This window comes from Mesorhizobium ciceri WSM4083, assembly GCF_000519305.1.
Taxonomy (GTDB): Bacteria; Pseudomonadota; Alphaproteobacteria; order Rhizobiales; family Rhizobiaceae; genus Mesorhizobium; species Mesorhizobium ciceri_B.
Genome location: NZ_JAFG01000004.1, coordinates 55215 through 70239, shown reverse-complemented (window position 1 = coordinate 70239; position 15025 = coordinate 55215). Strand labels below are relative to the sequence as shown.

The window sequence follows — 15025 nt, the reverse complement described above, 5'->3', positions numbered from 1 at the left end:
GGTTTTCCCGGGAAAAGCGCATAGAGCTTTCCCTTGGGAATTGCGTCAAAATAAGCCAGATCGGATCGACATCAACGGCGCCTTCGGGCGCCGTTTGATTTTGCGAGCCGCGACGCGCGGATTGGGTTGGTGGGGCGTCAGGCGGTCTGCTTCAGCGCTGCCTCGGCGTCGCGCTTGATGCGATTGACCATCGAGCGAAGGCCGTTGGCACGCTGCGGCGACAGATGTTCGTCGAGGCCGAGTTCTTTCAATGTGGCTTCCGCATCGGTTTTCTGGATTTCGGTGGCGGTCCTGCCGGAAAACAGCGCCAGCATGATCGCGACCAGCCCACGCACAATATGAGCATCCGAATCGCCGGTGAAGGTAATGACTGGGTCGGCTCCAGCCCCGCGTTCGGTGGTCAGCCAGACCTGGCTGACGCATCCCGGCACCTTGTTGGCGGCGCTGCGCTGCTCGTCGGGAAATGGCGGCAGCGCCTCGCCGAGTTCGATGACATAGCGATAGCGGTCTTCCCAGTCCTCGAGGAACGAGAAGTCGTCGCGGATCGTCTGGATCGTCGTGGTCATAATGCCGGATATAGTCACGCGGCGGCTCCGCGTCACGGAAAAAACAAGGACACCGCGGGCGTCGAGAGGGCAGACAGCCCGCGGTGCGCCGTCGAAACGGCTTAATTCTGAGGCGGCAGGTTGACGGTCTCGGGCAAGACGATTTCTTCGGGCAGGCTGCCGGTCATCGTCGACGTGTCGGGGCCGGCGGCGGACTTGTCGTCCATCATCGCTGCCGCGATCTTGGCGGTCTCCTTGGCGCGGGCGGTGATGGTGTGCATCGCCGACTTGCCGGTCTCGCAGACATCGGGTTTGCGTTCGCAAATGCCGGCGATATCGCCAACCGCTTCGCGTGCCGCAAACAAGGCCTGGATCGGTCCGACGCTTTCGCGGCCCGATTCATCGGGGCCGACAGCCAGCGGCAGCGCCAGCAACACCAAGGAAAACCAGAAAGCCATTCTTATGAGGAAGACCATGCCCTTGCCCTCTCGTCGCGACCGGATCATGCATCCATATGGCATGACCTCTTTTGTAAGCAGGATCTTGGCACACAGGCGCAAAGGACGGCTTGCGGGCAAAGAGAGAATTTTCCTCAAATTTTAGGCAAATTCGAAACGAACCGTTCTGCAATTGATTTGTCTCAAATCCGAGTGATTTTCCTTAACAACAAATAACCATATATCTCCATGATTTCCCTATGTTTTTCTTGAAATACGGAAGCCCGGGTGCCGGGTGCGCCCGGCCGATGGGCGCCGTCGGCGGATAACTCTCCGTTTACTATGGCTGCATTTGCCCGTGCTTTCGGCCGCCGGCATCCCGATATTTGCCGCAGGCCGGGCCTTGGTCGGCCCTGCCTTATCCATTCCTTAAACGCTGGATGCGAGTTTCAAAGCCAACCAGAACCATCTGCAAAGCAGAGCTGTCCACGACAAGTGCGAGTGCGTTGAGTTGAGTTCAATCAAGGCCAGATACGTTGAATTGCCTGGCGCGATTTCGGCCGGTTGCGAACGTATGGTCCATCCGTCCATCCTTGGGCGGAGCGACCGCGAGCGCCAGCGCCGCTTCATCGGCGTCATGCTCGCCGCTCCTTTCTTCGTCGCCGGCGCCGCGGTCACGCTGGTCACTTCAGGCATGGGCGTCGCCGTCACCATGGCCGCCATCTTCGCCGCCTTTGGCCTGTGCTGGTTCGTCGCCCTGCTGGTGGCGGCGACCGGCAAGATGGCGATAGCGAGTTGGGTCGCCCTGGTGCTGGCCGGCATTTCCCTCGGCAGTCTCATTGCCGCCGCGGGCGGGCTGAGTTCGCCTGTCGCCATGCTTGTCGTGGCGCTGCCTTTCGAAGCCTGGTGGATCGGCGCCTCGCGGCGTGCAGCGCTGTGGGGAGCCGTGTCGGCCGCTGTCGCCATCCTGGCCCAGCCTCTGGCTGAAACCGTATTCCCGTTCGCAGGAGCGCAGATCGCGGCGTGGCACTGGCTGGTGCCGTTGGCCTGGACGCTCACACTGATCCCGCGCGCATCGGCATTTCAAAACACGGCCGATGCGGCTGATGTGCTCGACACTGCCGACCGGCTCGAAGACATCATCGATGCGGTGGTCTTGCGCGTCGCCCGCCATGGCGAGATCCTGGACGCGTCGCCAAAGGCGCGCACGCTTTTGAAACTGCCGCCCGAACTGCTGTCCGGAAACGGCCTCTTCGATCGAGTCCATCTGTCGGACCGCGTTTCCTATCTCAGCGCAATGGCCGACATGCGCGACGGCGCGTTGTCGCGCCGGCTCGAATTGCGCATCCGGCTGCCTCAGAATGGCAATGGCCTGACGGCCGACAATTACCGGCCGTTCTCGCTCGATCTGGTGCGTGGTGAGGAACAGGGCGACGTCTTTACGCTCGTCCTGCGGGAGAATGACGAGATCGCCCGGTTGCGCGAGGATCTGGCGGCGGCCAATGAGGCGGCCGCATCCGCCGAGGTGGCGAAGGGGCGCTTCCTAGCAGTGGTCAGCCACGAACTGCGCACGCCGTTGAATGCCATTATCGGCTTCTCGGATATGCTGCTGCATGAGATGTTCGGCACCTTCAAGGATCCGCGCCAGAAGGAATATGTCGGCCTGGTACGGGATTCGGGCCAGCATCTGCTCGCCGTCGTAACCTCGATACTCGACGTGTCCAGGATTGAGTCGGGCGTCTATGCCACCGAACCCGAGCCGTTCCGGTTCGCGGAAGCGGTCGACATGTGCCAGTCGATGATGCAACTGCAGGCGCAGGCCAAGAACATCGATCTGCAGGCGCAGATCGCGCCGGACGCCGGCGACATCAATGCCGATCGGCGCGCCGTGCAGCAGATGCTCATCAACCTGGTCTCCAACGCGATCAAGTTCACTCCCGACGGCGGCGACGTCGTGGTCGGTGCCAAGCGGATCGGTTCGCGCCTGCATTTCTGGGTCAGGGACACTGGCATCGGCATCGCCGAGGAGGATTTCGCCAATCTCGGCAAGCCCTTCATGCAGATCCAGAACGACTATACCCGCCGCTTCGAGGGGACAGGTCTTGGCCTTTCACTGGTCAAGGGCCTGGTGGCGCTGCACGAAGGCACGATGTCCATCGAAAGCATGCCGGGCGAGGGCACAACGGTGACCATCAGCCTGCCGATGAACGGACCGAAGGGACATCAGGCGGAGAAGGCCGGCGTGCTGACCATGCCTGTGGCGATGGCGAAAGGGGACAGAGATGGCTCGCTCCGCAAAACCGGCTAAGGCGGTCAAGCGCCGCAGCAATGCCTTTCAGGACGGCGCTGTCGCGGTCGGCGGCATGATCTCGCGCAATCCTGTTCTGGTGGGCGGCTCGACGGCATTCCTGGTGACGCTGTTCTACGTCTCCGCAAATGCCTTGTGGTACCAGCCTTTCCCGCATGCCGGCGCATTCTTCGCGACCCGCAGCATTGCGGGCTTTCCGCACGCGACGCCCGACGAACCGGAGACGACATTCAACATCGTGCGGCCATCCGGCGCGCCGGCGCCGATCAAGGGCGATCCGGTTGTCGAGCAGGTGCAAGGCATATTAAAGGATCTCGATTTCTATTCCGGGACGGTCGACGGCATTTCCGGGCCCAACACCCGCAAGGCCATCCAGGACTATCAGCAGAAGGTCGGGCTCAACACGTCCGGCGAGATCGACGCGCTTCTGCTCGATCAACTGGGCGCAACGCCGAAGACCGCTTCCGTCGTACCCAGGCCGCAGCCGCGCCCGGATATGCCGGCCGCCGTTCCGGTGTCTTTGCAGACAGGTTCAGGACAGACAAATTCCGGGCAGGCGGATGCCGCGACGCAAGCGCCCGATGCCCGCATCGTCAAGATCCAGGCCGGACTCAAGGCGTTCGGCAATGACGACATGCAGCTGGATGGTGTCGTCGGCGCGCGCACCAAGGCGGCGATCAAGGAGTTCCAGTCGCTGTTCGGGCTGCCGCAGACCGGCGAGCCCGATGAGATCGTCTACGTCAAGATGCGCGAGATCGGCCTGACCAACTGACGGCTGAAACGACGGCTCGCCCAGCGGCGGAAATATCGATAGAGAACCGGCAGTTTCGGGAGCTCTCTCATGCGCGTCACATCGGATCTGTGGGTCTCGGCCCTGTTGCGCCGGGTTTTCGGCGCCGGGGGATTTGCCGCCGTGGTCAAGCGCGGCGCGACCGAGGCCGGCGCTGTGTTCGTCCTGGCGCGGGGCAGGCTGGGCGAGGTTGCCCTGTTCGGGCCGGCGCCGCAGACAAGCTATGATTCGGCCAAGCCCGACGACCGGTTTTTCACTCTGCTCGGAGCAGGCGACGATGCCGCGGTGCTCGACGCCAGGCTGGAAAGGGAGAAAAAATTCGATCCCGACATCTGGGTGGTCGAGATCGAGGCCGGCACCGTGCCCGTCGAGGAGCTTATTTCCGTGAAGACGCCCTGAGGCCGGAGGTCTCAGCCGCATCGTCGCTGTTCGAAGCGGTGCGTGTATCGCTGTTGGCAGGTGCTGCGCCGCGAACCACCCTTGAAAGGGTTTCCGCTCTCCACGACCGCATCTTGTCCTGGGCCGCCTCGCGATGCAGCAGCCGGTAGCGGTCGAGGAAAGTCCGGATAGCCTGCGGGTGCGGGAACTGGCTGGGATAGACGGCAACCGTGATCAGGAAGGCCCTGTCTTCGCTAAGGTCGAGCGAGCGCAAGGCGGCAAGCAGCGAGGCATAATTCTGGTTGGCGGTGAGCGATCGCGCGATCTCGAAATCGATATCCAGTGCATCGGCGAGCGCGGTCTGGAAGAACGCGGCGTTTCCCGTCAGCGCTGTCTCGCGCAATTTCACATAGGTGTCGGCGCCCTTGAAAGGATCGGGGCCCGTCGCTGTCGCCTCGTCGCCGGTGCGCATCATCGAGCGCAGCCTGCGCCGTGCATTCTCGGCCGCGATGCCGAGCGCCTGTTCCCGGGCGGGCTCGCCGGAGGCGGTTTCCGCACTCGCTGGCGCGATCTTGTCTGCCGCGGCGGTGTTCGCATCCGGTTGCGGCGCGCGCACCAGGGTTGGCTTCTCGAGGGCCCTGATCAGATCAGCAATGGTCGGGTTCAAGCCCTTGCGGCGGGCGATGGCACGCGCATGCGGCAGGCCATGTCGCCCGATCAGGGCGATGAGATCGATGTCGCTGACCGCGCGTGAGCGGATGAGCAGCGGCGCGGCAATGTCGACCGGTTCCTCGCAAAGACGGCGCACCAGGGCGGCGGGTGCGTATTCGCATTCGGAAAGGGCGGCTGCCACGTAGCGGCGAGATTCGACGGACACGTCATTGAACAGCGGCAGCGTCAGGTCTTCGAGTTGGCCGATCTCGCGGCGTGAAGGGCGGGTGAGCGAGCAGAACGCCGACACCGCGGCGCGGAACAGCCTTTCGGCCTTTCCCGGGTCTTTTCGTGCCGCGATTTGCCTGAAGTCCGAAGATGACACGAAGGATACGCCCGTACTCGACACAAACTTGGCCGCGCTCGACCGGGACTGTACCGGTTTTGCGAACGCGTCGGTCAGGAAGTCCTGACCTCTAGAACAAAGGTCAAGTTAGCGACGATCCGTTAGCGTTCCGTTAACCCTCTGCCGGCCTTAATGGCATTTGGAGGCGTTGCGTTGTGCTCCGGGGAAACCGAGAGGAATGCGCGAACCATGGGCATGGTACTGTCTTTCGTGCCGCGTACGGCACCAAACACCAGAGCAAAGCAAACCGCCGAAATGCCGGCGGCGGTGATCATCTTTCCCGGCATTCGATACGAGCGGTCGCATGCCGGCGAAGTGCGGCCGGTCGATCCCGACAAGGCGGGGTCGCCAGGAACAAAACCGGTCCCGCACCACTGAGTTTTTGGCTGCCACGGACCTTTGGTCCGGGATCATGTCTAGTGCATGTCGCCCGACCTCGGTTTTGGGAGAACGATAAACAAAGACCTAAAGCGGGTCGTCTGGATCCGTTCAGACGCGACACGCTTTAGAAGTCCTGCAACTCACAGGAACTCTGTTCGAAGAAGCGCGACACGATCGGCTTCCAGCTATCATCGGGCACGAAGGCGCGGATGACGAAGATGCCTTCCTCGATCGGCGCTTCGACGAAGATCGCCCCCTGAAGATCCTCTGGAAGGTCCTTGCGCACTTCGATCATCTGCGCCGGCGTCAGCACGACGGCATCCAGAACGCCGCCGGTCGCTGTGTGGTCGTTGAAGGAATAGATGTTGTGACCGCTGCGGTCATAGACCGACACCGACCAGAACGGGACATGTCCAGGTGCCTTGACGCGGACCATGCCTTCGCCCAGGTCGAACCGGCAGGCCGTCGCGTAAAACAGCGGGTCGACGGATTTCACCACGGGCGCGCCACCGGCCTCGGCATCGAGCCGCGTCATCCTGTAAAGATCCGACGCCATGGACAGCCGCGACCAGGCATCGCGTTCGGAAAACTCGGGCACCAGCAGCAGCACGGCGATGTGCACGATGCCCGCGCCGAGCAGACCGAGCAGGACGGCATGCAGAAGTCCGCGCATCGCAGCGTAAAAATTACGCATTGCAGCCGACCTTGACGATATGCGGCAGCGAGACGTCCGACAGGCCGGTGCTGCTGGCGATCGGCGTGTCGTAGAAGGTGAGCACGAAATACATCCTGCCGAAGCCGTCGGTCAGTAGCCAATTGCCCGGCATCGGGTGATGGCCGGCGGAAATGATCACCGAATTGTCGGCCTGGCGCACCACCCCGTAGGATTGCAGCGCCGCCAGCCGGGGTTTGCCGTTCTCGACCACGCCGAGCGACTGGTCGGCGGCATAGAGCGTCCAGAACCGTGCCGTCGGAAATCCGCCCTCGATCGTGTAGGTGCATTCGCGCTTGAGCTCGGCGCCGGCCGTGTCGCGCTCGGCGACGAAGGACAGCCCCTCGGCGCGGCCAAGCGCAAGCACACCCTCGCGCGCCACGCGGGCCTTGGAATAGGGATCGGCGGACGGTGTGCCGATATCGGGAAAGGCCGTCCATTGGCCGATCCGGATGGCGCCGACGCCATCCTGGACTTTCAGCGCATACCAGACGCTGCCGCCACCGCCGACGATGGCTATGGCAAGCGAAAGCAGCGTCAGGAAGGCATTTTTGAGCATGAGGGGCCGGGAACACGAAGAGTTGCCGCTCGGGGATATCGCGGCGTGGGCCCTTGTGGCAAGCGGGACGATGTTGAATTGCAGACGGCTCTCCCTTCTCCCCTTGCGGGAGAAGGTGGCCGAGCGAAGCTCGGTCGGATGAGGGGTGTTCCAGCTTGGCAATGGCGGTGATCCGCCCATCACCCCTCAACTGCCTCGGCGCCAATCACAGCGCCGACAGCGTCTCCGGCAGTTGCGGCGTACTGAGGACGGGCGCCGACTGAAACAGCGTGGTCATTTCCCGCAGCGTCTGGGTCGTGCGGCTGGACAGCACCGGCGGCCGTTCGGCGGCTGCATCGGCCGCCGCCTGAGCGTCGCTCTTCTTCTGTGCTTCCTCGGCCTTTGCAGCGATCTCCTCATCGACGAAGGGCTTGTCGATGCCCGGGATCGGCTTGAGGTCGATGTTCTGGTGCGCGTAGACCATCAGTCGCTGCCACACCATCGCCGGCAGCGAGCCGCCGGTCATGTTCTTGGTCGGCGTGAAGTCGTCATTGCCCATCCATACCGCCGCCGTGTAGTTGCCGGTGAAGCCGACAAACCAGGCGTCGCGGTAGGATTGCGTCGTGCCCGTCTTGCCGGCGACGACGATGTTGGGAAGTTGAGCCCGCCGCGCCGTGCCCATCACCGGCACTGCCGCCAGCATGGTGTTCATCGATTTCAGCGCCTGCTCCGACAACACCCGGTGCGGCGGCGGCGCATCCTTGGCGAAATCATAGACCACCTCGCCGGTACGGGTGACGAGCTGGCTGACGCCGTGCCGGAAGCCGACGAAACCGTTGTCGGCGAATACGCTGTAGCCCGTCGCCTGATCCATCACGGTCATGCCCGAGGTGCCGAGAACCATGGTCTTATGTGCTTCGATCGGCGATTCCACACCCATCGCCTCGGCCATGGCCTTGATCGGGCCGATGCCGAGATGGTCCTTGGCCAGCCGCACCGGCACGGTGTTGATAGATTTGGCCATTGCCATAATTAGCGTGACGTTGCCCGCCGACCCGCCATTGTAATTGTGCGGCGACCAGCTGCCCCAACTGATCGGGCCGCCGGAAATGATGGAGTTGGGAGTGAAGCCGTGTTCCATCGCCGTTGCGTAGACATAGGGTTTGAATGACGAGCCGGTCTGACGCAGCGCCTTGGTGGCGCGGTTGAACTGGCTGGCGCCGTAGTCGCGGCCGCCGACGATGGCGCGCACGGCGCCGTTGGTCTCGATGACGACGACCGCGCCCTCGGTGACGTTGTACTCCTTGCCGAACTGGCGCAGGTGGAACTCCACCGATTCTTCCGCCGCCTTCTGGATGTTGGCGTCGAAGGTGGTGTGGGCAACAAGCGAGTGCTGGCCCGGCTTGGCGATCTTCTTGACCTCGTCGAACGCCCAGTCGAGATAATAGTCAGGGCTTTTCTGTTCGCCGCGGTCAACGACATCGGCCGGATGCAGCCTGGCCTGCAGAACCTGGCCCTCGGTCATGAAACCGGCATCGACAAGGTTGGACAGCACCACATTGGCGCGCGCGCGCGCCGCCGGCAGGTTGATGTGCGGCGCATATTTGGTTGGAGCCTTGAACAGGCCGGCCAGCATCGCCGCTTCGGCCAGGTTCAAGTCCTTGACGCTCTTGCCGAAATAGAAGTCGGCGGCAGCCTCGATGCCGAACGTGCCGCCGCCCATATAGGCGCGGTCGAGATAGAGCTGCAGGATCTCTTTCTTTGACAGATTGGCCTCGAGCCACAGTGACAGGAAAGCTTCCTTGATCTTGCGCTCCAGCGTGCGCTCATTGGTGAGGAACAGGTTCTTGGCCAGCTGCTGGGTGATGCTCGAGCCGCCCTGGACGACGGAGTTCGCCCGCACATTCTCGAAGATCGCCCGCGAAAGGCCGAGCACATCGATGCCGTAGTGATCGAAGAAGCGGCGGTCCTCGGTGGCAAGCACCGCCTTGATGACGTGATCGGGCATCTCGTCGACCGGCACCGAATCACGCTGGATGATGCCGCGCTGGCCGATCTCGTTGCCATAACGGTCGAGGAAGGTGACGGCGAAGTCGCCCTGGGCGCGCCAGTCGCCGGCAGTGTCCTGGAAAGCCGGGATGGCCAGCGCCAGCATCACCACGATGCCGCCGGCGCCGAGCGTAAAACCTTCGCTCAACAGTTCGATGATGCCACGGCGCCAGCCTTTGACGCGGAAGCGCCTCGAGAAGATCGTCGCCGATTCCCAGAACTGGCGCGCCTTGAAACCGATCTCGTAGAGCGAGGAATCGATCCACGCGTCGAGCGCCAGCAGCCGGGCGGCGATCGGACCTCTTCTCTTGCGCGGTTCAGGACTGGCCATTCGGAATCCGGCTAGGCAATTGCACGACCTGAGAACCGCAAACCGGCAATTTCAGGGCGATGCATTCCGGAAGACTATTCCTCCATTTTTCCAGCCCTCACAAGGGCGGCGAAGACACAGTATCGGGTTTGTTGCTGATGGGCCGGGCCGGGAATACAGACCGACGCCAACAGCATGTGAAAGCAAAAGTCCGCGCCTCCTGCGGCGACGCGAGCTTTTTTATCACTGCAGCACGGGCGCCCCTCAAGCGGCTCGCAGGTTTTCCTTCGGACGCAAATTCTGGTTCATGCGGAACAGGTTCAATGGGTCGTAGCGCTGCTTGATTTCCAGAAGCCGCCGATGGTTGCCACCATAGGCCGCTTCGACCCGGTCGACCTCGTCCTCCGGCATGAAGTTCACATAGGCGGTGCCGGCGGCATAAGGTTTGGCCGCCTCGTAGATTGCACGAGCCCAGTCGATGCAGGCCTTGTCCATCGCCGGTTCGCGCCAGCGGGCGTGAACGTTCATGACGAAGTGCGAACTGCGCTGTGGAAACGCTGTTGCGTCCGCCTTGACGCGACCTGCCGCGCCGCCGACATGGCCGATAAATATCTCGCATTCGGGTCCCGGCAGCTTGGCTATTGCCCCCGTGACGACCGCAGCCGCCTCCTCGGAAAACTCGGTGAAGTCATGGCTCTTCCAGTAGTTCCGGGCGCCGGGCGTAAGCAGCGGATCGAACGCCTGCTGCCAGCCGGTGAACGGGCTGGGGCCCACGACATCGGCAATCGGCGTGCCGATGGCTCGAAGTTTTTGCGTCGCCTTTTCGCCTGCGTCGATGTCGCCGCAATAGCACATGGCCAGAACCAGAACCTCCTTGCCATGCCACGCCACGGGCAGGAAGGGCAGCGGCGGCGCCTGCCGCATGACCACCCAGCAGGTCAACTCGTCAGGAGCGGTTTCGAGCGCCTTGCGATACTCCCGCAGCACCTTTTCGGCATCGGCGAAGGGATGGACGACAAGCCCCGCCAGCACCTGCGGTCCAAACTCATGGAGATGGAACTCGAATGCCGTGACGACGCCGAAATTGCCGCCGCCGCCGCGCAGCGCCCAGAACAAGTCCGGATTTTCGGTCTGGCTGGCCCGGAGCAGTTTGCCGTCGGCGGTGACCACATCGGCGGAGGCAAGATTGTCGATGGTCAGGCCGAATTTGCGGGTGATCCAGCCGAAGCCGCCGCCCAGTGTCAGGCCGGATATGCCGGTGGTCGAGTTGATGCCGGTCGGCACCACCAGGCCAAAGGCCTGCGTTTCCTTGTCTACATCGGCAAGCGTCGCGCCAGGCCCGACCCATGCCCTTCGCGCAGCGACATCGACCCGCACCGACTTCATCAACGACAGATCAATCATCAGGCCGCCATCGCAGACAGCACTTCCGGCAATGTTGTGGCCGCCGCCGCGCACGGAGACGAGCAGCCTGTTCTCCCTGGCGAAATTCACGGCGCTGATGACGTCGGAAGCGCCGACGCAGCACACGATCAGCCCGGGCAGTCGGTCGACCGTGGCATTCCAGACGGTTCGTGCTTCGTCGTAGGCGGCATCGCCTTCGCTCAGCATTTTGCCGCGCAATTGTGCCGAAAACGCTTCCAGGGCTGCGGCGTCGACTGTCGTTTTGCCGCGTTCAAGCGTGGTGAGGCTCATGGTGTTCATGGTTTCCTCCCGATTTGCAGATGAGCTGTCCTCTCCCAAAAGGCGTTTTTACTGTGCGCTTATATTAGCTATCGCGCAAGTTTCGCACCGACCTTGCACCCTCGGCCGCCAGGATGCCGATCATGCTGATGCAAATGTGAGCGAAGCAGCGTAGCGCTATCCCATTCCTCAGGCCGGCTCGCGCTTCAGCGCCTGCGCCATACAGTGGATGCCGCCGCCGGTCTTGGAAATCTCGCTCATGTCGACTGCCGCCACCTCGAAACCGCGCGCCTTGAGCTGGCCGATCAGCGCCTGGCTGGAGGTCGGTGCGATCACCCGGTCCTTGCCGAGCGACATGAAGTTGCAGCCGAGCGCCATCGTATCCTGGAACGGCACGTCGATGATTTCGTGGCCCTTGCCCTTCAACCAGTCGACAATGCCGGGTTCGGTGCAGGCGAGGCAGACGGCGGTCAGTTTTTCGGCGATCGGCACCACCATCAGGTCGATATGAACATAATACTCGTCGATGAAGGCGATGCGGGTTTCCCAACCTTCCTTGTCGAACCATGCCTGCACCTGGCGGGCACCTTCCTCCTGCGTACGCGCGCCGCCGCAGCCGATCAGCACGACGCCGTCCTCGATGACGTTGAAGTCGCCGCCCTCGAACGTGCCTGCCGTGACCATGTCGTAGATCGGGATGCCGAGCTTTTCATAGGTGCGGATCGCGGCATAGTTCTCGCCGCGCCGCCACCAGTTGGCCATTGCGGTGATGAAGGCGCCGTAGGGCGTCATGACGCTGGAATCGCGGGAATAGACCTGCATCGGCAGCTCAGGCGTCGGCTCGTGCCAGTGGATGTTGACGCCGAAATGCTCGTAGGCGGCGACCAGGTCCTTGTGCTGTGCCTGGGCGATCTGGACGTTGCAGGGTGCCTCGCGCAGATGCTTTCGCGACAGCGAGCTGGTCGACAGATGGCGCAGGAAATTGGGTGAACCGAGCAGGACGTCGGTCAGCACGTCGGTCTCGTTGGCGAAGCCCCAGGCGGTCAGCGGCTTGGTGCCGCCGGCGGGGTTCCGGCGCTGCAGCGAAAACGGCTCGGCGACGATGCGGTCATGAACGGTCATGGGATGCTCCTCGTGAGGTGACTTGGGGGTGTCTGATTGCTCGGTATCCACCAGTCGCGTCCACGCGCAGTGGTGACATATTCTGGCCAGCGAAACCCGATCGGCGGCTCGTAGTCGCAAAGCGGCGCGATCCAGTTCGAACCGCCGATGCCGCCGCCTGTGCGGGCGACGAATTCATTCATCGCCGCATCGCGGGCGGCATGGTCTTCCAGCAGGCGAAGGGCGGCGAGCGCAATCGTGCGGGAGGCGCAGGCCACCATCGGGTCGATGGTGGCGGAAATGCCGCCCAGCGCATTCATCACCCAGGCTGGATAGGGGTAGCCGGTCTCCGAACGCAATGCCGGGCGGGCGACATAGAAGCGCGCCGTCGGCGTATGCCAGCTCATGTCGGTGTAATCGTCGGAGGTCGAATTGACCTGCGAGGGCGGCAGGTCGCGGCGCAGGATCGCTTCCGCTGCCTGCGGCTCGATCAGGCGCTCCAGCTCTTCGATGAACGGCTCATCGCTCGCCATGCGCCCGGCATTGATCTGTATCTCGCGCGCGACGGCTTTGGCGTTTTCGTCCCAGCGCGGCGGCCCGACCGTCGACAGCGCTTCATAGGCGATCTCGGCCATGGCATGGTTGGCAAGTCCCGGCCGTGACTTCGACACCCAATGCCGCTCATGGCGGCAACCACTCATCGCTGCCGCCGCCTCGGCATTGCGGTCGAGCACCGCGGTGACCTGCTCGGCCATGGCAAGCGTCGGCACGCGGATCATGTACTGGATCTCGGCCAGCCCCGCCGGCAAATTGTCGGCGGTCGCTTGCCCCGCCGTCAGGATCGCCTCGCTGATCGACCAGCCGCCCTGGTGCGGCAGCATGGAATCGCGCAGAGCCTTGGAGGCCATGTACATCATCATCAATGCGTCGTTGGCGCCGGGCGCGCGCGCCACCGAATGTGCTTGCGGAATGGGTGCAGCACCCGCAGCCCGCGCCCAGCGCTCCGGTTGGTCGCAGATGAAGCGATAGATCATCGCGTAGGCCGCGCCGCAATGTGTGTCCCAGCGCGCCGTGTTGCAGAGCGGCAGCATGTAGAACGGGTGAAAGGAGATCATGCCGGCAAGGCCGTCATAATAGCCCTTGGCGGCATGGATCGGCTTTGACCCGCGCACCTTTTCCGCCGGCTCGCCGGTGAAGCGCAGCGTGCCTGATATGCCGTGGCGCTGCATCGCGGCCTTGGTCGCCAGCAGCCCGCCGAGGCTCGAAATCCCGAGGCCGGAATGCGGGTCGGTGTGGCCGCCGGCCTGGTTGCCAAGTCCCCGGCGCGGACGCTCGACCGTAGCGGCATCCTGGCAATTGCCCGGCACCGCGTCGTATTCGGCGTACATGCCGATGGTCGGGCCGGGGCCGTTGGTCCAATGCGCGCAGAAGGCGGTCGGCATGCCGGCGGAGCCTTCTTCGACGGAAAAGCCTTCGAGTTTCAGTCGCTCGACATACCAGGCGGCTGATTGATACTCCCGCCACGCGGTCTCGCCGTAATCGAAGATGGTGCGTGTCCACGCGGACAACAACGGCTGGATGCCGTCGAGACAGGCAAGGGCGGTTGCTTGCGCCGAGGTGGCCACCGGTTTCTCCATGGCATGAGAAGAAAGCAGTGAAGCGGGTCGCTAAAAAGTGATATGTTTTCCCGGTTCGTGCAAATTCGGTTCACCTGAGGCCCCTTGCGTATACCATCGACACAAGCGCTGCGTGCGCTCGACAGCTTCGCCCGCCACGGCAGCGTCTGGCGCGCCGCCGACGAGTTGCACCTGACCCGCAGCGCCGTGAGCCATCAGCTTCGCCTGCTGGAGCGCGATCTTGGCTTCGACCTGCTCGAACGCATCGGCAAGGGCGTGGCGCTGACGCCGCGCGGCCAGCGCTACGCCAGCGACGTGCGCAAGGCGCTCACCGTTCTCGGCGATGCGGGGACGCGTGATGCCGGCACCGGCGTCGGCGGCTCGTTCGCCGTCAGTTGCACGCCTGGCTTCGCCTCGCTGTTCTTGTGCACCCATATCGGCGAGTTCCGGCAGATGTATCCTGACGTGGCGCTGCGCATCTTGACGCCGCGCCGGCTCGACGATGTCAGCAACGCCGATGCCGATGCTTTCATTGCGTTTGGTGTCGGCAATTGGCCGAACCGGGCGGTCGAACCGCTCTGCGAAATTTCGTTCACGCCGCTCTGCAGCCCGACGCTGCTGAACAAGATCGGCGGTTTTTCCCGGCCGTCGGACGTGCTGCGCGCCAACCTGCTGCATCTCGATGACACCGAGGATTGGGCACGCTGGCTGGCGCTGTCCAAGGTGGAAAACCCCGACATTGAGGGCGGCATCTTCTTTTCGGACATGAACCTCGTCTTTTCGGCGGCGATTGCCGGGCAGGGCATCGCCATGGGCGACGAACTGACCAGCCGGCGGGCGCTGAGCGAGGGCCGGCTGGTCAGGCCGTTCGACATCGCGATCAAGTCGCCGCGTTCCTATTTCCTGGTCTCCGAACACGCAAAGGCTTCGCATCCGGTTCTGGAGGCTTTCGCAGGATGGCTGCGGTCGAAACTCCAGGAGAACCGCATCCTGCCGTATTGAGGGCAGGTGGCGACATCTCGCCATAGATGAATGGAATTTGCCGATCACGCGAAAACTATTCGGTTGCGGTGAGCCGGCACCCTGCCTACGATTTCGACAAGCGTTAGGGAAAGGGCAG

14 protein-coding genes are annotated in these 15025 nt (G+C 63.3%); 5 read left to right on the top strand and 9 right to left on the bottom strand.

Going from position 1 to position 15025, the window contains the following annotated elements:
- Positions 1-137 precede the first annotated feature (137 nt).
- Both MESCI2_RS0106260 and MESCI2_RS0106255 read right to left on the bottom strand, forming a co-directional pair.
- Complete coding sequence (locus MESCI2_RS0106260; RefSeq protein WP_027035811.1) at positions 138-566, bottom strand: SufE family protein; 429 nt, start codon at positions 564-566, stop codon at positions 138-140.
- A gap of 101 nt (positions 567-667) precedes the next feature.
- Complete coding sequence (locus MESCI2_RS0106255; RefSeq protein ID WP_027035810.1) at positions 668-1021, bottom strand: DUF5330 domain-containing protein; 354 nt, start codon at positions 1019-1021, stop codon at positions 668-670.
- Between the two features lie 535 nt (positions 1022-1556).
- On the opposite strand from MESCI2_RS0106255, the gene MESCI2_RS0106250 reads away from it, so the two are divergent.
- From MESCI2_RS0106250 to MESCI2_RS0106240, 3 genes are all read left to right on the top strand, one after another.
- Complete coding sequence (locus MESCI2_RS0106250) at positions 1557-3290, top strand: sensor histidine kinase (protein ID WP_027035809.1); 1734 nt, start codon at positions 1557-1559, stop codon at positions 3288-3290.
- The gene (locus tag MESCI2_RS0106245) at positions 3265-4062 is read left to right on the top strand and encodes a peptidoglycan-binding domain-containing protein (RefSeq protein ID WP_013532656.1); all 798 of its coding nucleotides are present in this window, start codon (positions 3265-3267) and stop codon (positions 4060-4062) included. The genes MESCI2_RS0106250 and MESCI2_RS0106245 overlap by 26 nt, the downstream gene beginning before the upstream one ends.
- Before the next feature lie 69 nt (positions 4063-4131).
- Positions 4132-4479, top strand: coding sequence for a DUF1491 family protein (locus tag MESCI2_RS0106240; protein WP_027035808.1), 348 nt, complete (start codon positions 4132-4134; stop codon positions 4477-4479).
- Here MESCI2_RS0106240 and MESCI2_RS0106235 read toward each other — a convergent pair.
- A complete protein-coding gene (locus MESCI2_RS0106235; RefSeq protein WP_027035807.1) occupies positions 4457-5494 on the bottom strand; it encodes a hypothetical protein in 1038 nt (345 codons plus the stop codon). The two genes, MESCI2_RS0106240 and MESCI2_RS0106235, sit on opposite strands and share 23 nt — an antisense overlap.
- A 210-nt stretch (positions 5495-5704) precedes the next feature.
- Between MESCI2_RS0106235 and MESCI2_RS01000000134390 the strand changes: the two genes are divergently transcribed.
- Positions 5705-5893, top strand: a complete 189-nt coding sequence (locus tag MESCI2_RS01000000134390) for a hypothetical protein (RefSeq protein ID WP_027035806.1) — start codon at positions 5705-5707, stop codon at positions 5891-5893.
- A 127-nt stretch (positions 5894-6020) separates the two neighbouring features.
- Here MESCI2_RS01000000134390 and MESCI2_RS0106225 read toward each other — a convergent pair whose 3' ends face one another.
- The 6 genes from MESCI2_RS0106225 to MESCI2_RS0106195 form a co-directional block, all read right to left on the bottom strand.
- Positions 6021-6590, bottom strand: coding sequence for a DUF1254 domain-containing protein (locus MESCI2_RS0106225; protein ID WP_027035805.1), 570 nt, complete (start codon positions 6588-6590; stop codon positions 6021-6023).
- On the bottom strand, positions 6583-7167 hold the full coding sequence (locus MESCI2_RS0106220) for a DUF1214 domain-containing protein (protein ID WP_027035804.1): 585 nt from the start codon (positions 7165-7167) through the stop codon (positions 6583-6585). Before MESCI2_RS0106220 ends, MESCI2_RS0106225 begins: the two co-directional genes overlap by 8 nt.
- 205 nt (positions 7168-7372) lie before the next feature.
- Entirely contained in the window at positions 7373-9526 is a 2154-nt protein-coding gene (locus tag MESCI2_RS0106210) for a transglycosylase domain-containing protein (protein WP_027035803.1), read from the bottom strand.
- Positions 9527-9769: 243 nt separating this feature from the next.
- Positions 9770-11209: an FAD-binding oxidoreductase gene (locus MESCI2_RS0106205; RefSeq protein ID WP_027035802.1), complete on the bottom strand. Its 1440-nt coding sequence runs from the start codon at positions 11207-11209 to the stop codon at positions 9770-9772.
- Positions 11210-11377: 168 nt separating this feature from the next.
- On the bottom strand, positions 11378-12310 hold the full coding sequence (locus tag MESCI2_RS0106200) for a dimethylarginine dimethylaminohydrolase family protein (protein ID WP_027035801.1): 933 nt from the start codon (positions 12308-12310) through the stop codon (positions 11378-11380).
- Positions 12307-13926: a peptidase M20 gene (locus tag MESCI2_RS0106195; protein ID WP_027035800.1), complete on the bottom strand. Its 1620-nt coding sequence runs from the start codon at positions 13924-13926 to the stop codon at positions 12307-12309. Before MESCI2_RS0106195 ends, MESCI2_RS0106200 begins: the two co-directional genes overlap by 4 nt.
- 84 nt (positions 13927-14010) lie before the next feature.
- Between MESCI2_RS0106195 and MESCI2_RS0106190 the strand changes: the two genes are divergently transcribed.
- Positions 14011-14907: a LysR substrate-binding domain-containing protein gene (locus MESCI2_RS0106190; protein ID WP_027035799.1), complete on the top strand. Its 897-nt coding sequence runs from the start codon at positions 14011-14013 to the stop codon at positions 14905-14907.
- Positions 14908-15025: the final 118 nt, after the last annotated feature.